The organism is Thermotoga sp. Mc24 (assembly GCF_000784835.1).
Classification (GTDB): domain Bacteria; phylum Thermotogota; class Thermotogae; order Thermotogales; family Thermotogaceae; genus Thermotoga.
This window is the reverse complement of the sequence record NZ_JSFH01000010.1, coordinates 63,532-87,368: the sequence shown is the minus strand read 5'-3', so window position 1 is coordinate 87,368 and position 23,837 is coordinate 63,532. Positions and strand designations below refer to the sequence as shown.

Genomic DNA, 23,837 nt, shown 5'->3' with positions numbered 1-23,837 from the left:
TTACATTTTCCCAAGGTTTCACCCCGCTATTCCACCATCATCTTACTGCAAAGCTTAATCCTCAAACCATTGGTTTCGAGAGTTACCCTCAAGAAGTACGCTTGATAAAAACCTTCAGGCTTTTCAGGAGGTACCCCGATCAGCGAATCATCGGTTTCTTCCACGCCACATCTGAGCCACACCGTCTTTCTGAAATCTTTGCTCTTCGATCTTGCAAACCACAGTTCCGCGTCCACAATTTCCGGGATCTTTTCAACGAGTATTTTACCGCCCTCGTAAGAAAATTCCACCTTCGGCAGTTTGGGGTACATCTTGAAGAACGAAGAAAGAGTCTCTATTATCTCTTTCACATTCTTCAGGTTATGGGGATCGTTTGGAGAATAGAATAGAAAGGTTTCACCCGGAAGGTCATCCACATAGAGGTTCGCCGAATCCACGGTCCAGTATTCGTCGTTGGTGCCGAGTACAAGGATCTTTGGAAGAGAGAGTCTCAATCTCATAGCGTAAGGATCGACAATTTCAAGGAGCCTTTTTCCCAGATCATTTTCGAGAGTTTCGAAAAGCCCTTTTTCCTGATAATCTTTGAGTTTTTCGCTGTAAGTGCTGTAGTACTCCTTTTGATGCAAAAGCTGGGCTTCTATGTTCAGATTGTCGTACACCATAGGAGCGATGGCGAAAACACGCGGATCGAAGATCGCCGTAAGATACGTGGTCCACCCTCTTTTGGAGGCCCCCGATACCATGAAGCCTTTGATTTCCACGCCTTTTTTCTCAAGGAAATCCTGCGCTGTGTCCATGGCCTTTATCACACCGTACGTCATGGGAACAAGGAGGGGAAGAAACGGATCTGGATTCTCAAGGAACATTTTGAACGTTTCTGCGATCAGGGCATCTTCTCTGAGCCCGAAAATTGGCTGATTCGGAACGTCCCCCACAACTACGAAAGGTGCTTCGAATTCCTTCGCCACCCACAGATTCTCTTTCACCTCTTCCAGAAACGAATCATAATAGCGTTCGTTTTCTTCTTTTCTGCTTCCTCCTGTTATGAAGAAAAACGCCCTATCTTTGTAATTCAAGTTCGACGGAAGGATTATGCCCACTCTGTGGAACCACTGGATGTTCTGCCAGTTCATGCCGAAGGATTTCAGTATGTATATCTCGTCGCCGTCCTGGGTTGTGGTTGCAATGATCGTCTCGTAGACAGGATTTCCCCTCGCACGAACAAGAAGATCCAGAGGATGTATCGCAAGCACCATGACCGGAAGAATCAAAAGAATTGCCAGAAATCTTTTCATGTTATCTCCCCCCTCCAGTTATAAATCTTACACTGTTTTTTCATTTTTCTTTTACTACTGGACGTAGAATGCACAGGGAGGTGATAGAATGAAGGCGATCTTTCCTGTTATTCTCGCTCTTCTATTCCTTTCTGGATGCTTCCAGATGATACCGGCTCTGCCTCAAGAAAAGGTCTATGCCCTGGTGGCAACCGGGGAAGGTCTGGAAGTGTTCGACGTCACAGCTACCCCCGTTAGTATTTCTTTTGTTTCTCTCGCAAACAGCGCTCTCGATGTTGAAGTTTCGGGACAGTATGCGTTCCTCGCAGATGGTCAGAGCGGAATCCACGTTCTCGATGTGAGCGATCCCGAAAATCCCGTTCAGTTGAATCAGCTGAACACCCACTAAGCCTACGGAGTAGCTCTGTCCAATGATCATCTCTACGTGGCAGACTGGACGAACGGTCTTCTGGTCTACGACGTCTCCGATCCCTTTTCTCCTGCATTGCTTGCAAGACTCGAAGAAGCGGACTGGGCGGAAAAGGTGCATGTTTCGGGGAACTACGCTTACGTGGCCTGCTACAATGTGGGTTTGAAGGTGGTGGACGTTTCAAATCCGGCAAATCCTGTATTTCTCGAAAGAGTGAATTTTGGAACGGTGAGAAGTGTCTTCGTGTCAGATGAGAGGATCTACGCCGTTGTCTACGGTGAAGGGGTATCGATCATCGATGCGAACGATCTCTCTCAAATTCTGGGGACCTACGAATCGCAGACACCCTACGATGTGATCGTTTCAGATAGTGTGCTGTATCTTGCAGACTACGCGTTCGGTGTTCAAACGATTGACGTTTCAGATCCTGGAAACCCGTTCGTTCTCGATCACATACCAACGAGTGGAGGAAAGGCTCAGAGTCTGTGGCTTTATGAAGGATTTCTTTACATTGCAGACTTCAACGGATACCTGACTGTGGTGGATGTGAGTGATCCTTCTCACATGAATGAGGTTTTCAACGTCCTCACTCAGGGTTCGGCGAACGCTGTGTCCTTGCTGGTGCAATGATCTGCATGGGAAGGCCGTGTTCATCCAGTGGGGGATCTTCCGGTATCCTCTCAAGAGGAAATTGCTGAGCCAGTGCAAGAACGAGTGAATCGAGCACATCGTGAAGATGTATTCTGTGCTCTCTGCAAATTTTCTGCAGATTTTCCACATCGAAGACCAGATGTTCTTTCAAGACCTCGATTCTCTGGTTCAAACCTTCTCTGGTGTGCTTCGATTCCATCATCCTGTTTGATATCCTCAGAAAGCACAACTCAGGGTGGGATTCTCTGATCAGATCGGAAAGATCTGGGTAGCTTCTGAGAAAAGCGTCGACCTCTCTCACTTTTTTCGCTATATGACAGAACTGAATAGGAAATCCTTTCCCCTGGCATATTCTGTTGACTCTCAGTGCATCCTTGTAACTTTTCTGATAGACGGCCGCTCTACACGGGACCGTAAAAACACTCGCAGCTCTCTTTGAAAGGATTCTTCTGGCAAGTCTGTCGCACTCTCTCTCGCCTTTTTTCGGGAGACCGATGGGAATATCAACGAGTGTGGGAAAGTCCAGGAACATGAAGTGTTCCATGAATCCTATCTCGAGAACCCTGTCTCCCTCCACTATCGAATACACCCATCCTCTCCTCGTACCATCCACACCGGCTGTGATCATCGTGTACATTATACACAAGGAGGGGGTAATATGGCCTTCAATCCGGTACAAAGAGCCATGGAGATGGAATCGCTTGTCATGAAGGGTGAAAGGCGAAAATACTATAGATTCAGATACTCTCTTTACTACGGGGGAATCGTTACAGCGGATACTGTAGGATGTAAGTTTCTCTGTGCCTACTGCTGGAACTACTTCAGAAACCTCAGGCCCAAGCGTGCAGGGGATTTTCTCTCACCAGAGGAAGTAGCAGAAAGGCTTCTTGAGATCTCAAAGAAAAGAAAGTGTGATCTTTTCAGGATCAGCGGGGCAGAACCGATCCTTGGGAGAAGATCCGCCGAACACGTGAGAAAAGTTATAGAACTTGTGAATGGCACCTTCATTCTGGAGACAAACGGTCTGATGTTTGGAATCGATCCTTCTCTTGTGGATCTTTTCGTGGGCCTCAACGTTTTAATCAGAGTGAGTGTGAAAGGCTGGGATGAAGAAAGTTTTGAGAAAATCACAGGAGCAAGCGGTGAGTACTTCCGCTACCAGCTGAAAGCACTGGAGCATCTCCACGGAAAGGTCCATTTCTGGGTCGCTGTTGTCTACGATCTTTTCAGAGAAAAAGGACTGAAAGAGCTTGAAAAAAGACTCCCCATTCCGTGCAGGATAGAGAAGGAGTATCTGGAAATGTATCCGTAGAAATATTATGCTCTTCTTTCTTTCACAGAATCTCTTATAACGATTTCCGTTGGAAGTATGTACTCTTTTTTTCTTATCTTCTTTCCAGAAATAAGTGCAAACAGAACTTTCCCGGCTTGTTTTCCCATTTCATAAAGATCCTGACGAACAGTAGTTAGAGAAGGTTTATAGTATTTGCTGAAAAACATATCGTCGAAGCCTGTTACACTGACGTCCTCTGGAACTACCAATCCTCTCTCTTTCAGAGCTTCTATCACACCAAAGGCCATAAGATCGTTTCCAGCTATTATTGCGTCCGGTATTTTTGACAATCTTTTGGTGAGTTTATAACCACTCTCAAACGTGAATTCTCCGTACAGAACCTGGTAATCCTTTATCTTGTACTTTTTCATACGATCGAGAAAACCTTCCAGACGTTCTTTCGCAGTTGAGGTCATATCTCCACAAAGGTAGGCAAATGACCTATGACCTGTTTCGACCAAATAATCAACCATCCTGGCAACTCCTCCAAAATTATCAACACCAATATAGGGAGCATCGATGCCGGGATACCTTCTATCCACGAAAACCAACTTGAGGTGATATCTCTCTATAAGTTCTTTTAGAGCTTTGTTTTCGTAGCCTGTACATGTTACTATAACACCGTCTACGTTGTGGAATATGAAAGATTCGAGAATCACTACTTCATCTTTCGATTTATGATCGGTTCCTCCTATGATAAATGAATAACCTTTTTTTCTCAGAAAATCCTCTGCTCCCTTAACTATAGTAAGAAAAGCGGGATTCGTTATATCAGGTACGATGAAGCCTATCATTTTGGAATCACCAGTTCTCAACCCCTGGGCTATCTTGTTGGGTTTGTATCCCAGTTTCTTTATGGCTTCTCTTATTCTCTCTCCTAACTTTTCACTGACCTGCGAGGGATCTTTCAAATATCTGGAAACAGTTGAAATCGAAACACCAGCTAATTTCGCCACATCATTTATTGTAGGGCGCCTTTTCATGCTAATTTCTCCTTCCTGTCGAGTATCTTCAATGAAATTTTATCACTGATGAGAAGCCTTATTCTTTTAACCTCCCATTGCTGCTACTCCTTCAATGATTTTCTTGCTGAAAAACGTAAATATAAAGAGTCAACAGCAACACTCGTCAATGGTGGTACGCTCATACCCTGTTTTATCTATTCAAAACAAAAACTTAGCTATTAATAATGATTTCATTTATAATTTAGCATCTTCTCGGAGAATTATCCAATCGTCGTTATTCTCCATTTTTTGAATTCTTAAAGCGACATACGATTTCCCCGGCAACCTTATCACAACTTGTCCCTGGAAGATCCCCAGACTATGTATCTCTGTTTCCCAGCAGTCAACTAAATCTACTCTGTACTTACCTTCTGGAAGCTTTAAGGTTCTTTTCACTGGTCTGTTGATATCAAAGTAGATCAGGTAATATTCTCCTTCTTTACCAATGCAATGAACGTCCCAGTCCATCATAGGATCAAGCTTGATAGGTTTAAGAAACGGTGGAGCTTCTTCTATAATCGTTCTCAGGAATGCGATTCTTTTTGGACTTTCACCTTTCAATCTTCCGCCTTTTGACCACCAGAGGACTTCGTCTTCAGAGTAATAAGTTTCTCCATGTGTCACATAACCTCCAGAGGTAACACCTTCCCAAAAGCGATTCATCATCTCCTGTGGTGGCAGATTACCCCATCCGTACTCAATGTTCCCTTCGTAGCCACATTCATCGATGATAACTGGTTTTTTGTACATCTCGCGCCATTTTGGTATTAAATTTATGCCTATATCTATCTCAGGTTCTCCGCTCCACGATCTCAGTGACCCCTGCCACTGAATGCTGGCGTGTGTTATCCAGGGTTTTGTGTGATCATAAAACTTGAAACACTGATGCACTGATCTTAGATGGTTATAAGGGTCTTTCTCCACTATGAAATGAAAGTATCCATCCCAGTCTTTTTGTGGTTTGATAAGGTCGTATTCGTTCGCCATTGACCACCACACATTTCTGTAAGAAGAAATTCTCGCTATCAGATACCTCAAGTACGCTTTGTCCACTTCTTCCGGCATGCTGCAAAATCCCCATTTGTCATACGGATGGAACAGTATCACGTCCGCTTCTATCCCCATGTCCATAAGTTCCTTCACTAACCTCTCAAAGTGCTGGAAAAACTTCACATTGAACTCTACCTGATATCTCCCGTCTTCCTCTCTCCAGCTCATAGGAAGCATAGGAGGTTCTTCTCTATTGTAAGCGTAGTACTTCGGAAACACACACATCCTGACTTTGTTGAATGGAGAGTTCCTGAGTGATTCGAGTGTCTGCTGAATGAGTTCTTCTCTCTGGTGTACCCACGCATAGAGTGTTGTCCCAAACGGATGGTAAGGTGTCCCATCTTCATAGCAGAAATGATAAGTGTTGCACACTCGAACAGGTCCATGATTCCCTTCAGAAGGGTCAACACACAGAAACTCTCCTTTCATACCGTCAAGATCTTTGATGTCGCTTCTTACCTCGTACTTCCACAAACCAGTCCTGTTCGGCATGAACCTGATCTTGAAGGTATCTTCCCCATCATAAAAGCCTTCCACTTCAAAACTGTCACCAGCTTCGCTTGTAAACACTGCTTTGATTTCTACGTCTGTAAAAGGATTCCCCTCCGCTTTCCCTTTGAGTGTTATTTCGTATGTTCCCCATTTTTCAACATTGTTTTGAGTCATCGAGATCACCCTTCTTATTCATAGAGCATCCAGAACTGGTTTAATCTCTAAACTTCAGCGTTATGTTTATGAACTACTATCCCAAGATATTTTTCCAAAGCTTCTTTCACAGCATCTGCCACTCTCGAGAGATTTATCGCTACATGGTGTTCAAATCCGTTTTCACAGATGTATTTCATGAGTTCCTGGAGCTTCTCAATTCTTGCCACGCCCCTGCTTCCAAAGGTCTTTGGATTTTCATCCAGTATCTGCCCTTCTCCCACATATGCTTTCACTTTTCCTTCGTTATCATCTGTAGTGAGCCTCAGAAAAGTGAACGGTGAGGTCTTTATCTTCCCTGCACAAGCTCCATAGGCCCTTTCTTTACCCACAGTTGTTCCTATTACATCTGCATATTTGATTTCAGGTTTTTCTTCATAGATAGAAGCCGGGAAATTTCCACAGTGGAAGAGAATTGTTTCGTTTTCATCTCTGTAGTTATTGTTCCAGTCAACTATTGCAGATGGCTGTCCAGAAGCTAACTGGAGTACATACATAGAGAGAGCACCGGTGATATCAACCTCGCAGGCGGCAGGTTTTCCTTTTTCGTTGAGAAGGCTCATGATGGTACACGGAGTTATTCCCAAATTCCATTCAAGAGAGGTCCAACATTGAATTGCAAGAGCTTTTATATCGTTTTCCTCAATCCATTCGTCAATGACGGATCCAAACTTTGCCATCAAGAGAATTTTCTCTTCCGGTACAATCTGTAACCTGTAATTTTTCTTTATCTCCTCAAGTTTTCTCCTTACTCTCTCGTCGTCATCTTTGAGATTAGAAACTCTGTGAAGAATCTCCGAGAGGTCTACCGTTTCAACAGAAATGCTCATTCTTTCAAGGATCTTCTCAGAGAATCTCACCGTGTTGAAGGCACTGGGTCTCGCTCCTATTGCTCCAACTTTTATGTTTCTCATTCCCTTAACGATTCTGCACACGGCAGCAAACTTCTCTATGTCCCGTTTAAATACTTCACTTTCTGGATCCTCTGTATGAAGTGTCGTCAAGGAGAACTCTATCCCATATTGCTTCAGGTTGTTGCTTACAGATATTTTTCCACAGAAAGAATCCCTTCTATTCTGAAGGTCGAGCTTCTCCGGATCATCTGGAAACGCATGGACCAGCACAGGAACATTCAAACCACTCAATCTGATTGCCTGAGCTACTCCTTTCTCATCACCAAAATTTGGAAGAGTAACAATAATCCCGTCTATTTCCCCGGCTTTTTCCTTAAAAAGTTCCGCACACTTTTTAGCGTCTTTAGCTGTTTCCACAGCTCCGAGTTTCGTATCAGAGGGTGAAAGGGTTACCACCCTGTATCCCATGCCTTCTAAAACTTTTATTACCCTTTCTCTTCCTTCTTCTACCAGTCTGTCGGGGAAAAATTCCCTGTTTCCGACGATCAAACCAAAGGTCATCTTTTCCATTTCATTTTCCCTCCTTCACTCGGTGAGTAGTTTTCTGATAGCAGTTTTCCACCCTTCATAGTACATTTCCCGTAATTCATCACCCATCCGGGGTTCGTATTTTTCCCTGTAAGTTATCTTTTGCCTTATCTCTTCAAGATCGCTGAACGCTCCGAGATGAAGCAAAGCAACAAAAGCTACTCCTCTCGCTGATACTTCCTCTATGTTGCTTACTAAAACTGGTATGTTCAGAATATCCGCCTGAAACTGCATAAGAAATCTGTTTCTTGTGATTCCTCCATCTGCCCTGACCTCGGTGGGTTCCTTACTGGATATTCTGACCATCTCCTCGAAGATATCTCTCACTTGATAGGCTATGGACTCCAAAGCCGCTCGAACAACATGTTCTTTTCCATGATTCCTTTGAAGCCCCAGAATAGCCGCTTTCACATCACTTCGCCAGTACGGGGCCCCAAGCCCAACGAAGGCAGGAACCAAATAAACCCCTCCGTTGTTTTCAAGAGAGAGTGCTATTTTTTCTGTTTCAGAGGGATCGCTTATGATTCCGAGTTTTTCCTTTAACCAAACAATTGTGTCACCTGCTGAATGAATGTTACCCTCGAGTACATAACTGGAAGTCTCTTTTACGACCCATCCAACAGAGCACACAATGGGCGAATCTGATACATTTGGTTTTTCCCCTATGTTCAACATGGTGGAACTCCCTGTACCGTAGGTAACCTTTATATCCCCTGAATAGAATCCTCCCTGTCCAAAGAGAGCGGCAGAAGAATCTCCCATGACACCGACTATGGGAATTTTTTTCGGTAAAAATCCCAAATCGGTGTAACCGAAGACAGAATCTGAACTTTTCAGTTCAGGGAGGATTTCAGGTGGAATTTCAAAGATCTCCAGTACTTCTTCATCCCATCTCAGTTCATGAATGTTGAGAAGAAGTGTGCGGCTCGCATTTGAAAAGTCTGTTGCATGAACTTCCCCTTTAGTCAATTTCCAGATCAGCCAGCTGTCCACTGTTCCAAAAGCAATTTCTCCTTGCTTTGCCTTGTTTTTTACGCCTTCCACATTGTCCAGAATCCACCTGATTTTACTGGCAGAGAAATAAGGATCAACTACGAGTCCTGTTTTTTCTTTTATCTTCCCTTCCAATCCCCTTTTCTTTATCTCTTCACAGAGAGAAGCCCCTCTCTGACACTGCCAGACCACAGCGTTGTAGACTGGTTTCCCTGATTTCTTCTCCCACAAGATGGTTGTTTCTCTTTGGTTCGTAATAGCTAGAGCTTCTATCTCGAGCGGTTTTATACCCGATTCTTCAATGACTTTTCTGCATGCATCTAAGGTGTTTCGAAAGATCTCCTCAGGATCGTGTTCTACCCAGCCTGGTTTTGGATAGTACTGTTTGTGGTACACCGTTACCCTGTGAACAATTCCTCCTTTCTCATCGAATATAATAGCTTTCGTACCAGAGGTACTCTGATCTATTGCGAGAACGTACATTCTAATTTCCCTCCTTGAACCACTCTAAGACAGTTTTTGCAATCCCCTCTGGCGCAAGGCCGTAGTGTTTTAAAACTTCATCCTGCGTTCCTGTAACCGGATACTCATCGGGTATCCCAAGGATTTTCATAGGAGTAGGTAAATTTTGAGAAAGGAATTCTGCAACCGCTCCACCGAGACCTCCAAAAATGCTATGTTCCTCAACGGTTACTATTCTTCCTGTTTCTCGAGCAGCTCTGAAAACTGCTTCTTCATCCAGGGGTTTAACGGTAAACATATCAATCACCCTTGCACTTATTCCTTCCTTTTCAAGAATCTTTGCCGCTTCCAAAGCTCTCCACACGACTTCTCCTGTTGCTATTATTGTGATATCATTGCCCTCTTTCAATGTTATTGCTCTTCCTACCTCGAATTTTTCGTCTCGTGAATAGATCACAGGTACCGGATTCCTTCCCGTTCTCATGTATACGGGTTTCTCATCTTTCAGTAACTGTTCCAAGATGGCAGCTGCAAGAACAGCATCACTGGGAAGCAATACTTTCAGGTTGGGAATGGCTCTCATAACAGCTACGTCGTGGAGAGCATGGTGTGTACTTCCCAGAGGGCCATAGCTGACCCCTCCACTGACTGCCACGATTTTCACATTGGCATCCGAGTAGGCAATGTCGTTTTTTATCTGCTCTAAATTTCTTGCGGAATAGAAGCATGCAGGTCCAAAGACCCAGGCCTTCTTTCCGCAGAGGGCAAGACCGGCGGCTACTCCAGCTGCTGTCTGCTCAGCTATTCCGACTTCTATTGATCTTTCTGGAAATACTTTGAAAAAGTCCGCAATGGCCGCGGATCCCCGTGCATCAGAGGTTACAACCACGATCTTTTCATCCTGCTTCGCAAGTTCTAGCAATCTTTCACCTATTGTCTTTCTGAGAGCAACTTTCATACCATATCACCTTCTTCTAGCGTTTTCAGCTGTTCTTCTAACTCTTCGATGGCTTTCCTGTATTCTTCATCACTTGGAACCTTGTGGTGCCATTCTACTCTTCCTTCAATGAAGGAGATTCCTTTTCCTTTTATCGTGTTTGCGATTATCAAATGTGGTTTCCCAGTTTCTCTAGGTATGGAGACAAACGTTTTGTAAAGTGACTCAAAATCGTGACCATCAACTTCCAGCACGTTCCAGCCAAATGCTTCCCATCTTTTTGAGAGTGGTTCCAGTTTCAAGACTTCTTCTGTGTGGCCAGATATCTGAAGACGATTCCTATCAACTATGCCTATCAAATTATCAAGACTATAGTGGGACGCCACCTGTGCTGCTTCCCAGACGCTTCCTTCATCCAGCTCCCCGTCTCCCATCAAAACGTAAACCTTGTAGTCTTTACCATCCATTTTTCCTGCTAAAGCCATACCAACCCCGATGGCAAGACCATGACCAAGCGCACCGGTGTTCACCTCAACCCCTGGGACTTTTCTGGTGGGATGTCCTGTGAGCCTAGAACCGTACTTGCAGTACGTCTCGAGTTCTTCTTTCGGGAAAAATCCTTTATCAGCTAAGACTGCGTAATATGCTTCAACGCTGTGACCCTTGCTCAGAATAAACCTGTCTCTGTCTTCCCAGTTCGGATCTTCCGGTTTCACTCTGAGAATTTTGTAAAAGAGTGTTACCAGGATTTCCACGCTCGATAAGGAACCGCCGGTATGCCCTGACTTTGCCTTGTAGATCATATCGAGAATCATCTTTCTTATTTCGATAGCTTTTCTTTTCAGTTCAAGAACCTCGTGTCTGGTCAATGCACCCACTCTTTGATCACTCCTTTTCCCCTCTACCGAGTTTTTCTGCTATCACAGCAGCTATTATTATGAATCCCTTTGCAACCTGTTGCCAGAAAGGAGAAACACCAACGAGTACCAACCCATCGTTCAAAACACCAATTATCAATGCACCTACAACAGTTCCTATGAGAGTTCCTTTTCCACCTGAAAGAGAGGCTCCTCCAATAACTGTTGCGGCTATTGCATCTAGCTCGTACATCAAACCAGCATTTGGCTGGGCTGAATCTAAACGGGCGGTAACTATTAGACCTGCAACAGCCGAGAGGATACCCGATATCGCGTACACCCAGAGTTTCGTCAGTTTTGAATTCACACCAGAGAGAACTGCTGCTTTTTCATTACCTCCAACAGCATATACATATCTTCCAAACTGAGTTTTTCTGAGAATAAAAATGCCTACTCCTGTGGCTATAGCGGCTATCCAGACTGGCATTGGAATCCCTAAAAACCACCCAGAACCTATGAAGTCAAAACTATCACCCAATCGCGTTATAGGATGTCCTTTAGTCAGAAGCATGATGAATCCTCTAACTGCTGTCATTGTTCCCAGTGTGGCCACAAATGGGGGAATATTGAATCTTGTGATAATAAACCCATTGAACAATCCTATTGCAAAACCAGCCAAGACTCCAATTATTGATGCACCAAGAGGATTGAACTTGAGCACGACACCAAACGCACTTAGTATCAGACCATACTTCAAAAGTTTTGCGGTTACAGCCCCCGAGAATCCAAGGATAGAACCAACAGATAGATCTATTCCTCCCGTGAGAATGACAAACGTCATACCCACAGCTATACAGAGGTTAACAGCTGTTTGTCTGAGAATGATCCAGAAATTTTCAAGAGTGAGAAATCGATTGGACAGAAAACTGAACAAGACGATAAGACCAAGAAGTATGAAAATCGACTGATAGCGAGATATCCTTTGATACCACGAAATCTTCGCTCTGGATCTCTCGACCTGCATCTTTTACTCACTCCTCCCTTTGTGTTGTTTCTACCTTCACACTTCTGGGGATTGCTGCTTTCAGAAGATCTTCCTCGGTGACTTCTTCTCTGAGAAACTCAGCTGTTTTCCGCCCCTCAGACATAACAAGAATTCTGTCGGACATGGCAAGTATCTCTGGAAGTTCAGAGGAAACCATAACTACACCCATTCCTGAAACAGCCATTTCACTTATGAGTTTGTAAATCTCACTCTTTGCGTTTACATCAATTCCTCTGGTAGGTTCATCTAAGAGAAGTACCTTTGGTTTTATTGCAAGCCATTTTGCCAGAACTACTTTTTGCTGGTTTCCTCCACTGAGGTTCTCCACGATTTGATAGGGTGAAGGAGTTTTAATGTTTAATTTTTCTATAAACGAACGAACGATTTCTTTTTCGAGTTGACTATCTATTAATCCAAATTTTCTAACGATAAGTTTCATTACCACTGAAGGGAGGGTTATATTATGCAAAACAGACATTTGAAGAATCAGTCCTGCAGTTTTTCTATCCTCTGGGACTAATCCTATCCCATTCTTTACAGCGTCCCTAGGAGAGTGAATTTTTATTTCTTTTCCTCCAATGAATACCTTTCCTTCTGTACGACCTGGATGGGCGCCGAATATAGCCTCCAAAAGTTCTGTTCTTCCAGCGCCGACTAATCCATATATTCCCAATACTTCTCCCTTCCTGACGTAAAAACTCACATCATCAACTAAAAGTTTCTTTCTGTCCAAACTCCACAGTTTAATACCTTCCACTCTGAAAATTTCGTCTGTTATTGTCGCACGTTCTTTTATAAAAAACTGATCTATACTTCTTCCTACCATTAATCTAACAAGTTTATCATGATCAAATTCTTCTATGGGACCCTCTCCTACCTTTCTACCATCTCTCATCACAACAACCCTGTCAGCTATTTCGAATATTTCCTCTAATCGATGAGAAATGTAAATCACAGATTTTCCTTCATTTTTTAAAGATCTTATAATATTGAACAGTTGTTCAGTTTCACGTTTACCTATGGCAGAGGTTGGTTCGTCCATGATGATTATTTTGGCGTCAAGTGAAAGTGCTTTAGCAATAGCTACCATTTGTTGTTGACTAGTGCTCAGATCTTCCACTTTTGTTTTTGGATCGATATTAACTCCTAGCTTTGAAAATAATTTTGAAGCTTGTTCAAACATTTTCTGGTATTCAATCACACCAAACTCGTTGACCGGTTCTCTGGAGAGAAAGATATTTTCAGCTGAACTAAGATTAGGTACAAGATCTAGTTCTTGAGGAATTAAGGCGATTCCATTCTCCTGGGCTTCTCTTGGATTCCTGAATCGAACCTCTTTTCCTTCCAGAAAGATCTGTCCCTCGTAATCCGGATATACCCCGGCCAAAATCTTCATGAGAGTGGATTTGCCAGCTCCGTTTTCTCCAACCAGAGCGCAAACTTCCCCTTTATATATTTGAAGAGTTACATTATTGACAGCGATTACTCCCGGAAAAGTTTTGGTAATATTTCTGGCTTCCAGCAATACTTCCCTTTCTTTTTCTGTGTTGAGCATCATATCAAAAACCTCCCTGAATTTCCAGATAAAGCGGAATCGCTTCTATTGGATACTTAATTTCTTCATCTTTGAGTAGAGTAAAAACGGCTATGAATCTAACAAGAGAACCCACGCTGCCTGCTCCTTTCGAGAGTTGTTTTAAGAAAGAATTGACCACCTCTTCTTTCACTATTTTGTTCAGCTCCGTGGCAGTGAGGTTGAAATCAATGATTCTATCAAAATCTTCCATTTTTGCAATACCAGTAGCGTTGACTATTCCATTGCCAAAAATGTGATTACTTAGAAACAAATCTGGAACTTTGCGGTTTTCTCTGACTTTAACGAGTATTCCATCGTCTTTTATTTCAACAATTTCTCCTACACCCTGTATGATGTAATATCTGTAATTTGAAACGCCAACTACCTTAGCAAACTTTTGATGAGCAAGTTCAGGATTTTCGTCCAATGTATTTAAAACTTCCACCGCATCATAACCAAGTCCCTCGTTCATCATGTCTTGGAGCTTGAACCATAATTCTCTGGCGTATCTTTTGGGATCGAAGCCTTTCTCCATTTCTTCTATAGGAATGACATCACACGAAAGATAGATCAGAAGTAAGATAAAGAAGACAACAATCATGGAAATAACTTTTCTTTTAGTTAACTTCGATTTCAAATTCCATCCTCCTTTCTAAAAGGGGGCACCCGCTCATAGGTCGCGGGTCCCCCTGTCTAGATTAGCTCAGTGATTATTCTTCTTTTCTGCCGTAAGCAGTGTACTTATCGATGTTTTCTCTTGTCACCAGCTCAACAGTGACAGGTACAATCTCCGGGAAGCTTCTTTCACCTCTGAGGTACTGGTCAGCCCATTCAACTGCCAATCTTGCCATAAGTTTCGGGAATTGCATGATAGTTGCTACGATCTGCTTTCCTTCTTTGATGGCATTTATCACGTCTTCTGCTCCATCGAATCCAAAAATGTAGATATCGGTTCTTCCTGCAGCTTCACATGCTTTCATAGCACCGAGTGCCATAGCATCGTTTCCGCACCATATGGCTTTAATTTCAGGATGTGCCTGGAGAATCTGTTCTGTGACTTTGTAAGCTGTGTCTCTGTCAAATTCTGCGGATTGCTGTGCCACCATCTTGAACTCGGGATATTGATCTACAACGCTGTGGAATCCATTTGATCTATCCCAGGTGGGTTGTGCACTGAGTATTCCGAGAAGCTCCGCATATGGGATTTCTTTTGCATCTGGATATTTCTCTTTGAGGAACTTTACAAAGTATTCACCCATAAGCACACCACCATAGTAGTTATCTGAATAAATTTGTGCTACCGCCAGTCCTCTTGCGTTAATTCCCCTGTCTACACAGAAGACAGGTATGCCTGCTTCTTTCGCTCTCTTCACGTTTGCTATCGATCCATCCGCATCGGTGGGATTGAAGATGATGGCATCATATCCGGCAGCTATGATCGCATCGAAGTGAGCCGACTCCTTAGCTGTGTCATTCTGAGAATCAAAGATAGTAGCTTCATAGCCGAGTTGTTCTGCTCTTTGCTTCGCTGTTTCAGCGAGGACAACAAACCATGGATTGTTAAGTGTGGAGATCACAATAGCCATCTTTCCTTTTGGTTTCTGCTGTTCCTGTGCCAAACCTGTGAAGGAAACCAGTAACAATCCAACCAATACCAACACCACAAACAAGCTCTTCTTCATAAAACCCACCTCCCTAAGGAAATTTGAGGTAAAAACAGTATTTTCTTCTTTTCAAATTTAGAAGATAACCCCTCCCACAAGTATTACATTGGAATAAGGAATGTCCGCTCCTGTTCTGATAATCCCCTTCACGTTTTTCGACATTTCCTTAAACTCCTTATGAGGAACTGTAACGACTTCAACTGGTCCATTCATTTTCTCTATAAGTTTCAGAAGTTCCTGTTTAGTTTGTATACTCTTCTCATCCATCTCCTTTGCAAGGATTATTCTCTCCACCTTTAACTCCCGAAGAAGAATTTCTATAACTTCCATCAAGCCAGGCTTTCCTCTATCAACCACCAGATCTACTTTTTTTACTCCCTGCGGGATAGGAAATCCTAAGTCCACAACGGCTAATGTATCCATGTGTCCCATATCCGCTACAATCTTAGAAATTTCCGAATTCAAAATACCAACCTTTTTCATGATTCTGCCCCCTCATAAATTCTTCAAAAACGCCTCTACTTCTTCTCTCGCTGGAATAGAACTTTGAGCCCCCACTTTTGTTACAGATATAGCCGCTGCTGCCATTCCAAAGATCACAGCCTCTTCTGGTGGTTTCCCTTCAGAGAGGACAACAGCGAAGGCTCCGTTGAACACGTCCCCCGCTGCCGTTGTGTCCACAGCTTTTACTTTGAAGGCTGGAAAGTGTTTTTCTCCATTTTTGTTCACCAGAAGTGCTCCTTTGTCACCGAGTTTAACTATCACATTCCTGACACCAAGTTTTAGAAAATTCTCAGCGGCTTTTTCGATCGACAGAAATTCACCGAAGAATTCTTTCGACAGGGCTTCGATCTCTTTTTCATTCGGTGTGAGATAGTCCACGTACTGGAAGATCTCTCCGTTTATTCCCTGTGCTGGTGCAGGATCGAAGATCACAATTCCTCCGAATTTCTTTGCACACTCCAGAGTAGTTTCAAATGGAATTTCATTTTGAAGGAGAAGGATATCACTTTCAGAAAGTGTTTTCCAGTCGATCAACTCTCTTTTCAGTTCGGCGTTCGCTCCAGGAAAGATGATGATTCTGTTTTGTCCTGTTTTATCCACCTCTATAAATGCTCTTCCTGTGGGAGTATCGACTCTTATATATCCAGTTATTCCGAGTTTTTCAAAATTTTTTATGATCAAATCGGAATAACCGTCGTTTCCAACACACGTTACAAAGTGACATCCTTTCCTTCCGATCTTTGCAACTGTTACAGCCTGATTCGCTCCTTTTCCGCCCGGGAAAACGTTCATCTCTAACGCTTTCTGGGTTTCACCAGGTTTTGTGAAGTGATCAACCTTTAGAACGATATCTATGTTTGAACTCCCCACGACGGAAATCACTTGAAACATCCTCCTTTATGTCTTGATGAAATCGTTTTCGAAATCGTTTTCACCAGAATGGTAACACGAAAGAAAATAAAAAGTCAACAGAAGAAAAACAAAGAATTTCGATCATAAAATCCAATAGTTCTTATTAGTTGGTGATAAATGAATTTCTTGTACAATATCTGCGAACAAAAATTTTCATAAAACAGATTCCATGGTAACATAGATAAGCGAAAGGAGGGATCTCCGTGAAAAAAGGTCTGATCGTACTGATAGTGATACTCATATTGGTAGTTGTCATTATTGGAACAACTGTGGGATACTACAACTACCTTGTTTCCCTCGAGCAGGAAGTTCAGGAAAAGTACAGCCAGATACAGAATCAGCTTCAAAGAAGGGCAGATCTCATTCCAAATCTCGTTGAAACTGTAAAAGGCTACGCTGCACACGAAAGAGAGATACTCGAGGAAATAGCGAACGCCAGAGCAAAGCTAATAGGTGCGAAAACTCCTCAGGAAAGCGCCCAGGCCGATGCGGAGCTTTCTTCGGCCCTTTCGAGGCTTCTTGCCATAGCCGAGAACTATCCCAATCTGAAAGCGGATGCCAATTTCCGTCAGCTCATGGATGAACTCGCCGGGACGGAGAACAGGATCGCAGTTGCAAGAAGAGACTACAACGAAGCGGTGAAGAGATACAACACCGCCATAAAGAAATTCCCCGGTGTGATCTTTGCGAGGATGTTTGGATTTGAAGAAAAGCAGTATTTTGAAGCGAAACCGGGAGCCGAGGAAGTTCCCGAGGTGAAGTTCTGATGAGAAAGATTTTTCTGTTGATTTTTGCTGTTGCATCTGTTCTTTTGCTTTCAGTTGAGTTTCCAAAGCCGACCCCGTACAAGTACGTGAACGACTACGTGGGTGTTCTCGATAAAACCACTGTGGAAAAGATCATCTCCGTTGGAAAGGAACTGGAAGACAAAACAACGGCTCAGGTGGTGGTTGTCGTCGTGCCTTCCCTCTCCGGCCTCACGATCGAAGAGTACGCGAACCGGCTCTTCAGAGAATGGGGAATAGGACAGAAAGAGAAAAACAACGGAGTCCTTCTTCTTGTTGCTATGAACGACAGGAAGGTGAGAATAGAGGTCGGTTACGGTCTGGAAGGTGCCATTCCAGATGGAAAAGCGGGAAGGATCCTTGACGAGTACGTGATCCCTTATTTCAAAAACGGAGAATACTCAAAAGGGATTTATTACGGTTACCTAGCCGTCGCAAACGAGGTGGCGAAAGAGTACGGAGTGGAACTCACTGGAACTTCTGATCTTCCTGAAAGAGGGACAGACATCAGTGGCATTTCGATCATAGTCATTGTCATTGCGTTTATCATCTTCTCTTCCATCATGGGAAGAGGGAGACACTGGTACAGAGGACCCAGGTTTCCTGGTGGGTTCGGTAGTTCAAGAGGAGGATCAGGAGGTTTTGGGGGATTCGGCGGAGGATCTTCCGGTGGTGGAGGTGCTTCGAGGGGATGGTAAAAAGCCCTGGCAGTGCCAGGGCTTCATTTTTCTATTTCTTCGATCTGTTTTGCCACAAAGTCCACGATCTCTCTTATGTAATCCCTCGAGAAGTTGAGCTCTATTCCCGCTGTTTTATAGACTTCGTCTACTGGCATCGAACAACCCACGGATAAAAATCTTTGGTAGTCGTTCAGTGCTTTTTCTGGATCTTCTATGTAGTTTCTGTAAATTGCCAGGGCTCCTATCTGTGCTATACCGTACTCGATGTAGTAGAACGGTACCTCGAAGATGTGAAGTTGAAAGAGCCACCTCGTCTTCTTTTCTTCGTCCAGATTGTTCCAATCCACTCCAGGATTGAATCTGTCCATCAAGTAAGCAAAGTATTCGTTCCTTTCCTGTGGTGTGTGATCTGGATTGGTGTAGATCCAGTGCTGGAATGCGTCAACGATCATGCACCACGGCAAAAAGTAGAGTGTGCCTTCAAGCTCTTCGATCTTTGCCTTTTTCAGATCATCAGGATCGGTGTAGAACTCGTCCCAGTATTCCATGGAGATGAGTTCCATGGACATGGAGGCAAGTTCTGCAACTTCCATTCTGTGCGGTCTGTAAAAGACTGGAAGACTCAGCGTTTCAAACGAGTGCATCGAGTGTCCCAGTTCGTGAAAGATCGTTCTCACATCCCCGGGCTGTCCCACCGCGTTCATGAAAATGAAAGGAGCTCCCGTTTTTGGAAGCGTGTGGTTGTATCCACCTGGAGCTTTTCCTTTTCTGTTTTCAAGATCGAGGAGGTTCTTTTCTCTCATGAGACGGAATCTTTCTGCAAAGATGGGGTTCAGTCTTTTGAGCGCTTTCTCGGTTTTCTCCATGAATTCTTCTACCGAGGAGAAAGGTTTCAAGACCTTTCCATCCACATCTACCGCTGTGTCCCAGGGTCTGACACTTTCGATTCTCAGCTTTTTCTGCCTGACCTTTGTTCTCTCCACCAGATAGGGAACAACTTCCTTTTCCACTGCCTCATGGAAGCGATACAGGTCTTCTGGGGTGTATTCGAACCTGCCCTTCAACCTGTGCGTGTAGTCTCTGTAGTTGGAGAAACCCGCGTTCAAAGCTTGCTGGTGCCTGATCTCTTTGAGTTCGTCGAAGAGTTCGTTGAGTTTGTCTCTGACTCTCCAGATTCCTTCGTACCTTTTCCTCCAGGCGAGTTCCCTTGTAGATCTGTCGGGATCTCTCAGGTATACAGAAAGCTGCTGGAGCGTCTTTTTCTCTCCTTTGAAATCGACTTCGATGTTTCCCACGATCGTGCCGTAATTTCTGGAGATGATGCTCTCTTTCACCTGAAGAGGAACGTTTTTCTCCCTGAACAGTTCCACATCGTTTTTGATCACCTTCATCATGTGTTCGTAACCTTGTGGAGCGAAGTGTTCGTTTTCTACGATTTTCTCTTTTATTTTCTGTTCGTAAGGCTTGAGTTTTGCCACGATTTCTTTTTGAAACTCCTCGTAAGCTTTTGCGTGCTCTTCCTTGTCTGCGTTCACAGTCATTTTGATGTAGAGCCATCCGTGTTCTTCTCTTATCCAATCGAAGAAGTCCGTCACTTTGTTGATGAAAGTTCTGAACTCTTCGGAGGAACTGATCTGGAAATCCAAAAGTTCTCGAACAATCGGCTCAACTTCTTCCCATCTCATTGCACATGACCTCCTTGCTGGGTTATCCATTATTATTTTGCGGCAAGGATGCTTCGAATCTTCCCAATTTAAATCAACCGTTACTTAGTTCGCATCAGGAATTAGTGTATACTTACTTAAAAAAGACACGGAGGTGCGAATACGATGAGGATCCTCTATCTCGATCCTTTCTCGGGGATATCCGGAGACATGTTCCTTGGCCTTCTGGTCGATCTTGGAGTGGATCCAGAAAAGATAAAATCCCGTCTTGAGAAGCTCAACGTCGAGTTCGATTTTGTGGTGAAAAAGGTGAACAAGAAGGGAGTAACTGCCACAAAAGTTGACGTTGTTTTCCCCGGAAAAGAGCACCACGAGGATCACATTGTGTCGGATCACGATCACCACCATGGAAGACATCTCTCCGAGATCGTTGAAGTACTCAGCAGACTCGAAGATCCTTTGAAGGAGAAAGCGATTAGGATGTTCGAAACTCTCGCAGAAGCGGAGAGCAAGATCCACGGACTCTCAAAAGAAAAGGTTCATTTCCACGAAGTTGGAGCCATGGATGCTGTGATAGAGATCGCGGGAGCTGTAGCCGGACTGGAGCTTCTCGGAGTGGAGAAGGTTTTCTGCGGTACTGTCAACACGGGGAGCGGTTTTGTAATGACAGAGCACGGCAGATACCCGGTTCCCGCTCCCGCCACCGCCGAACTGCTGAAAGGAATACCAATCTATATGGATCAGAAAATACGTGCAGAATTGGTCACGCCGACGGGAGCTTTGATCCTGAAGAGCTTAGTTGACGAGTTCAGGACACCGATCTTGAGAGTAGAAAAAGTGGGATACGGAGCTGGGACGATGGATCTTGAAATACCGAACGTTCTGAGGGGGTATCTCGGTTACATCGAACCCTTCGAAAGAACCGGAGATGTTCTCATAGAAACGAACGTGGACGATATGAATCCACAACTGTTCAGCCATCTCATGGAGAGACTGTTTGAAGCGGGGGCAAAGGATGTCTTTTTCACACCCATATACATGAAGAAGAACCGGCCGGCCGTCAAGGTCTCTGTTCTCTGTCACGAGTCGAAAAAAGATGAGATCCTGAAACTGCTTTTCAAAGAAAGCACCAGCATAGGTGCGAGGGTTTTCTACCCAGAAAAGGTAGAGGCGATCCGCACGGTGAAAACGGTGAAGACCGAATATGGAGAGATTCCAGTCAAGATAGCGAGCTTCGATTCGGAGATCGTGAACATTTCACCAGAGTACGAGGCTTGCAAGAAGGTTGCACAGGAGAAAGGAATTCCTCTCAAAGAAGTATACAAAGCGGTCTACAAGAGTGTTTCGGAGGTTCGAAACGATGTTTGAGGATGTACTGAGATCTCTTGCAAGTGGTGAGATAACTATTCAAGAAGCTGAAGAGAAAATTTTGAGTAAATTCTTTGAAAGAACAGACGAGTTGATGCTTGACATGGAAAGAGACAAAAGACAGGGATTTCCCGAAATTGTCTTCGCCCAGGGAAAAACCAAGGAGCAGACGATAGCTGCTGTGGAGAAGTTTTTGGAGAGGAAAAGAATCGCCTTTGTCTCCGGTCTGGACGAAGAGAAGAAGCAGGAGTTGAAAGATAGATTTTCCGGCTACATGATGAAAGAAGCTGGAAGACTCATGGTTTTAAAAAGAGAAGATGCTACTCTGGAAAAGTTGAACGGAAAAGTTGGAGTGATAACAGCTGGAACTTCTGATGTTCCTTTCGCCGAGGAGACTTCTCTCATACTCGAAGAACTCGGTGTCAACGTTCAGAAAGTTTACGACGCGGGAGTTGCGGGGATACACAGATCTTTCTACGCGCTCAGCAAGACAAAAGATTCGGATCTTCTCATAGTCTTCGCCGGAATGGAAGGGATTCTTCCTTCTCTCATAGCTTCTCTCACAGATCTTCCGGTGATAGCCGTTCCAACACCTGTTGGTTATGGATTCGGTGGAGAGGGATTGGGCGCACTCTCCACGATGCTTCAAACGTGTGTTCCAGGTCTTGTCGTGGTGAACATAGGAAACACCGTTGGAGCCGCAGCGGCCGCCGTGAGGATTTTAAGGAGGATAAGGAAAAATGGACAAGCTTCAGAGGATAAGTGAAGCTATTAAAAACAAGAAAAAACTCGTTGTCATGTTCTCCGGTGGGGTCGACAGCACCCTTCTGGTGAAACTGGCATATGAAGTGCTTGGAAATGATGCCGTGGCACTCACGATAGATTCTCCGGTGATTCCAAGAAAAGAAATAGAGGAAGCAAAGAACCTGGCAAATCTCATTGGAATAAGACACGAATTCATCGAACTGAACGAGCTCAAAAGCAGACACCTCATGGAAAATCCTCCAGACAGGTGTTACCTGTGCAGAAAACTGAGAGACAACATCGTAAAGAACTGGGCAAGAGAGCACGGTTTCGATGTGATAGCCGATGGGTTGAATTTTTCAGACCTTCAGGACTACAGGCCGGGTGTGAGGGCATCCACAGAAGACGGCATCTGGCATCCCTTCATAGATTTTGAAGTGACAAAGGAAGAGATAAGGGAGTACTCCAGGAAACTGGGACTTCCAACCTGGGACAAACCCGCCATGGCCTGTCTGTGTTCGAGATTTCCTTACGGATTTGGATTGAACGAAGAGCGTGTTCGAATGGTGGAAGAAGCAGAGAATTTTCTCAGAGATCTGGGATTCAGAGAAGTGAGGGTGAGATTCTTCCCGTACAAAACCGCTGTCATCGAAGTGGGAAAAGACGAGATGGAGCTCCTCATGGGCAAAAGAACAGAAATTGCACTGGCACTTCAAAAGATCGGTTTCTCCTTTGTGACGCTGGATCTGGAAGGCTTCACCAGCGGAAAATTGAACAGGACAATAGAGGGTGTGTCAAAGTAATGTTTTGGTAATGTGGAGGTAATATTAGTTCACAAAATCATATTGCACATAATCAAAAATATTGAAAAATGAAATTTAGAGTAAATTAAAGAACAAAGAACATATTGTTTAATATTAGCTTTGTTTATCAAATATTAACATCTTCTTTGTTTCAAAATCACTATCGTCATTTATTTCATTAAATAATTTTTGGAATCTCAATTCCTTCACTCGCTATCTTCAGGTATATAGAAGTGGTGGAGATGTTTGCGTGACCCAGAAGGGCCTGAATCTTGTTCAGGGGCACACCTCGTTCGATCAGCGCCACAGCGAAAGAGTGTCTGAATATGTGAGGAGTCACTTTTTTCTTTATACCCGCTTTTTTTGCGTATCTTTTGACGGCTCTCTGTATCGATCGAACGGAAGGTTTTTTCTCGAAAAAGCCAGAATTCATGAGTTCTTCTACCAGTTCTTTTGAGACGTTGATGATTCTTTCCTTGTTTCCTTTTCCCTTTATTCTTATCCTGGCTGTTTCGTTCACAGAAATGTCGTGAACTGACAGATTCACAATCTCCGATACTCGCATCCCGGTGTTGGCAAGCACTTTGAATATAGCCCTGTACAGAGGATTGTCACACGCTTCGATAATACGACGGACTTCATCGAGTTCAATGGCTTTTGGTAACACTGTGTGGCGAGGAGGCTCTGCTTCGTTCCAGAAACGTTCTTCCGTGTTCAGCAGCCCTCTATCCGCTTTCCAATTCAGATAGTTCTTCACAACGACGAGTTTGTTCCTCTGGGTAGCAGGAGCGTTCTTCGATATTGTGTTGAGATACTCTTTCCAGGTTTCTGGAGTGACGGGTTCGAACCTGGTGAATTCTTTCAGGATGGATCTGTACTGATACAGCGTCTTTTCATTTCTTTTCTTCACCACTTTGAGGTACTCCAGGTATTCGTCCACCGAAGATCACCTTC

General features: G+C 43.9%; 24 protein-coding genes. 8 read left to right on the top strand and 16 right to left on the bottom strand.

All coding sequences use genetic code 11. From position 1 onward, the window contains the following. Positions 1-26 precede the first annotated feature (26 nt). The gene (locus MC24_RS06695; protein WP_038053721.1) at positions 27-1,295 is read right to left on the bottom strand and encodes a PhoPQ-activated pathogenicity-related family protein; all 1,269 of its coding nucleotides are present in this window, start codon (positions 1,293-1,295) and stop codon (positions 27-29) included. Between the two features lie 88 nt (positions 1,296-1,383). Here MC24_RS06695 and MC24_RS09925 point away from each other — a divergent pair, with 88 nt between their 5' ends. Together MC24_RS09925 and MC24_RS09920 are read left to right on the top strand one after the other, a co-directional pair. Beyond that, the gene (locus tag MC24_RS09925; RefSeq protein WP_235280341.1) at positions 1,384-1,683 is read left to right on the top strand and encodes a hypothetical protein; all 300 of its coding nucleotides are present in this window, start codon (positions 1,384-1,386) and stop codon (positions 1,681-1,683) included. A gap of 15 nt (positions 1,684-1,698) precedes the next feature. After that, on the top strand, positions 1,699-2,334 hold the full coding sequence (locus MC24_RS09920) for an LVIVD repeat-containing protein (RefSeq protein ID WP_268745478.1): 636 nt from the start codon (positions 1,699-1,701) through the stop codon (positions 2,332-2,334). Here MC24_RS09920 and MC24_RS06685 read toward each other — a convergent pair. Further along, the gene (locus MC24_RS06685; RefSeq protein WP_038053718.1) at positions 2,291-2,992 is read right to left on the bottom strand and encodes a DUF429 domain-containing protein; all 702 of its coding nucleotides are present in this window, start codon (positions 2,990-2,992) and stop codon (positions 2,291-2,293) included. The two genes, MC24_RS09920 and MC24_RS06685, sit on opposite strands and share 44 nt — an antisense overlap. A 21-nt stretch (positions 2,993-3,013) precedes the next feature. Between MC24_RS06685 and MC24_RS06680 the strand changes: the two genes are divergently transcribed. Next, the gene (locus MC24_RS06680) at positions 3,014-3,667 is read left to right on the top strand and encodes a radical SAM protein (protein WP_038053715.1); all 654 of its coding nucleotides are present in this window, start codon (positions 3,014-3,016) and stop codon (positions 3,665-3,667) included. A gap of 5 nt (positions 3,668-3,672) precedes the next feature. Here the strand turns inward: MC24_RS06680 and MC24_RS06675 are convergent, their stop codons facing one another. From MC24_RS06675 to rbsK, 12 genes are all read right to left on the bottom strand, one after another. Then, positions 3,673-4,671: a LacI family DNA-binding transcriptional regulator gene (locus MC24_RS06675; RefSeq protein WP_004080613.1), complete on the bottom strand. Its 999-nt coding sequence runs from the start codon at positions 4,669-4,671 to the stop codon at positions 3,673-3,675. 216 nt (positions 4,672-4,887) lie between these two features. Further along, a complete protein-coding gene (locus tag MC24_RS06670; protein ID WP_004080612.1) occupies positions 4,888-6,408 on the bottom strand; it encodes a DUF5605 domain-containing protein in 1,521 nt (506 codons plus the stop codon). A gap of 47 nt (positions 6,409-6,455) precedes the next feature. Further along, positions 6,456-7,871 carry an L-fucose/L-arabinose isomerase family protein gene (locus tag MC24_RS06665; RefSeq protein ID WP_004080611.1) on the bottom strand — a complete coding sequence of 472 codons (1,416 nt, stop codon included), beginning with the start codon at positions 7,869-7,871 and terminating at the stop codon, positions 6,456-6,458. Between the two features lie 15 nt (positions 7,872-7,886). Continuing rightward, positions 7,887-9,365 (bottom strand): glycerol kinase GlpK, encoded by a 1,479-nt coding sequence (gene glpK / locus MC24_RS06660; protein ID WP_004080610.1) that lies wholly within the window; start codon positions 9,363-9,365, stop codon positions 7,887-7,889. Position 9,366: 1 nt separating this feature from the next. Then, a complete protein-coding gene (locus tag MC24_RS06655) occupies positions 9,367-10,302 on the bottom strand; it encodes a transketolase family protein (RefSeq protein WP_004080609.1) in 936 nt (311 codons plus the stop codon). Continuing rightward, positions 10,299-11,159, bottom strand: coding sequence for a transketolase (locus MC24_RS06650; RefSeq protein WP_004080608.1), 861 nt, complete (start codon positions 11,157-11,159; stop codon positions 10,299-10,301). The genes MC24_RS06655 and MC24_RS06650 overlap by 4 nt, the downstream gene beginning before the upstream one ends. Positions 11,160-11,166: 7 nt before the next feature. Then, positions 11,167-12,162: an ABC transporter permease gene (locus tag MC24_RS06645; protein ID WP_004080607.1), complete on the bottom strand. Its 996-nt coding sequence runs from the start codon at positions 12,160-12,162 to the stop codon at positions 11,167-11,169. Positions 12,163-12,169: 7 nt separating this feature from the next. Beyond that, on the bottom strand, positions 12,170-13,741 hold the full coding sequence (locus MC24_RS06640) for a sugar ABC transporter ATP-binding protein (protein WP_004080606.1): 1,572 nt from the start codon (positions 13,739-13,741) through the stop codon (positions 12,170-12,172). Between the two features lies 1 nt (position 13,742). Continuing rightward, positions 13,743-14,396, bottom strand: a complete 654-nt coding sequence (locus MC24_RS06635; protein ID WP_004080605.1) for a DUF2291 domain-containing protein — start codon at positions 14,394-14,396, stop codon at positions 13,743-13,745. Positions 14,397-14,469: 73 nt separating this feature from the next. After that, on the bottom strand, positions 14,470-15,441 hold the full coding sequence (locus MC24_RS06630) for a D-ribose ABC transporter substrate-binding protein (RefSeq protein ID WP_004080604.1): 972 nt from the start codon (positions 15,439-15,441) through the stop codon (positions 14,470-14,472). Positions 15,442-15,498: 57 nt separating this feature from the next. Further along, positions 15,499-15,906 (bottom strand): D-ribose pyranase, encoded by a 408-nt coding sequence (rbsD, locus tag MC24_RS06625; RefSeq protein ID WP_004080603.1) that lies wholly within the window; start codon positions 15,904-15,906, stop codon positions 15,499-15,501. Positions 15,907-15,918: 12 nt separating this feature from the next. Beyond that, positions 15,919-16,809: a ribokinase gene (rbsK, locus tag MC24_RS06620; RefSeq protein WP_038053711.1), complete on the bottom strand. Its 891-nt coding sequence runs from the start codon at positions 16,807-16,809 to the stop codon at positions 15,919-15,921. Positions 16,810-17,042: 233 nt separating this feature from the next. Between rbsK and MC24_RS06615 the strand changes: the two genes are divergently transcribed. Next, positions 17,043-17,606, top strand: coding sequence for a LemA family protein (locus tag MC24_RS06615; RefSeq protein ID WP_038053708.1), 564 nt, complete (start codon positions 17,043-17,045; stop codon positions 17,604-17,606). Further along, complete coding sequence (locus tag MC24_RS06610; RefSeq protein ID WP_038053705.1) at positions 17,606-18,322, top strand: TPM domain-containing protein; 717 nt, start codon at positions 17,606-17,608, stop codon at positions 18,320-18,322. The genes MC24_RS06615 and MC24_RS06610 overlap by 1 nt, the downstream gene beginning before the upstream one ends. A 23-nt stretch (positions 18,323-18,345) precedes the next feature. Here the strand turns inward: MC24_RS06610 and MC24_RS06605 are convergent, their stop codons facing one another. Then, entirely contained in the window at positions 18,346-19,989 is a 1,644-nt protein-coding gene (locus tag MC24_RS06605; RefSeq protein ID WP_038053702.1) for a M3 family oligoendopeptidase, read from the bottom strand. Positions 19,990-20,133: 144 nt separating this feature from the next. Here MC24_RS06605 and larC point away from each other — a divergent pair, with 144 nt between their 5' ends. The 3 genes from larC to larE are packed head-to-tail and all read left to right on the top strand — an operon-like array spanning position 20,134 to position 22,883. Further along, positions 20,134-21,336 carry a nickel pincer cofactor biosynthesis protein LarC gene (gene larC, locus MC24_RS06600; protein ID WP_038053699.1) on the top strand — a complete coding sequence of 401 codons (1,203 nt, stop codon included), beginning with the start codon at positions 20,134-20,136 and terminating at the stop codon, positions 21,334-21,336. Beyond that, the gene (gene larB, locus MC24_RS06595; RefSeq protein ID WP_038053696.1) at positions 21,329-22,102 is read left to right on the top strand and encodes a nickel pincer cofactor biosynthesis protein LarB; all 774 of its coding nucleotides are present in this window, start codon (positions 21,329-21,331) and stop codon (positions 22,100-22,102) included. Before larC ends, larB begins: the two co-directional genes overlap by 8 nt. Then, on the top strand, positions 22,077-22,883 hold the full coding sequence (gene larE / locus MC24_RS06590) for an ATP-dependent sacrificial sulfur transferase LarE (protein ID WP_038053694.1): 807 nt from the start codon (positions 22,077-22,079) through the stop codon (positions 22,881-22,883). The genes larB and larE overlap by 26 nt, the downstream gene beginning before the upstream one ends. A 178-nt stretch (positions 22,884-23,061) precedes the next feature. On the opposite strand, the gene MC24_RS06585 is transcribed toward larE, so the two are convergent. Continuing rightward, on the bottom strand, positions 23,062-23,823 hold the full coding sequence (locus MC24_RS06585) for a tyrosine-type recombinase/integrase (RefSeq protein ID WP_038053692.1): 762 nt from the start codon (positions 23,821-23,823) through the stop codon (positions 23,062-23,064). Positions 23,824-23,837: the final 14 nt, after the last annotated feature.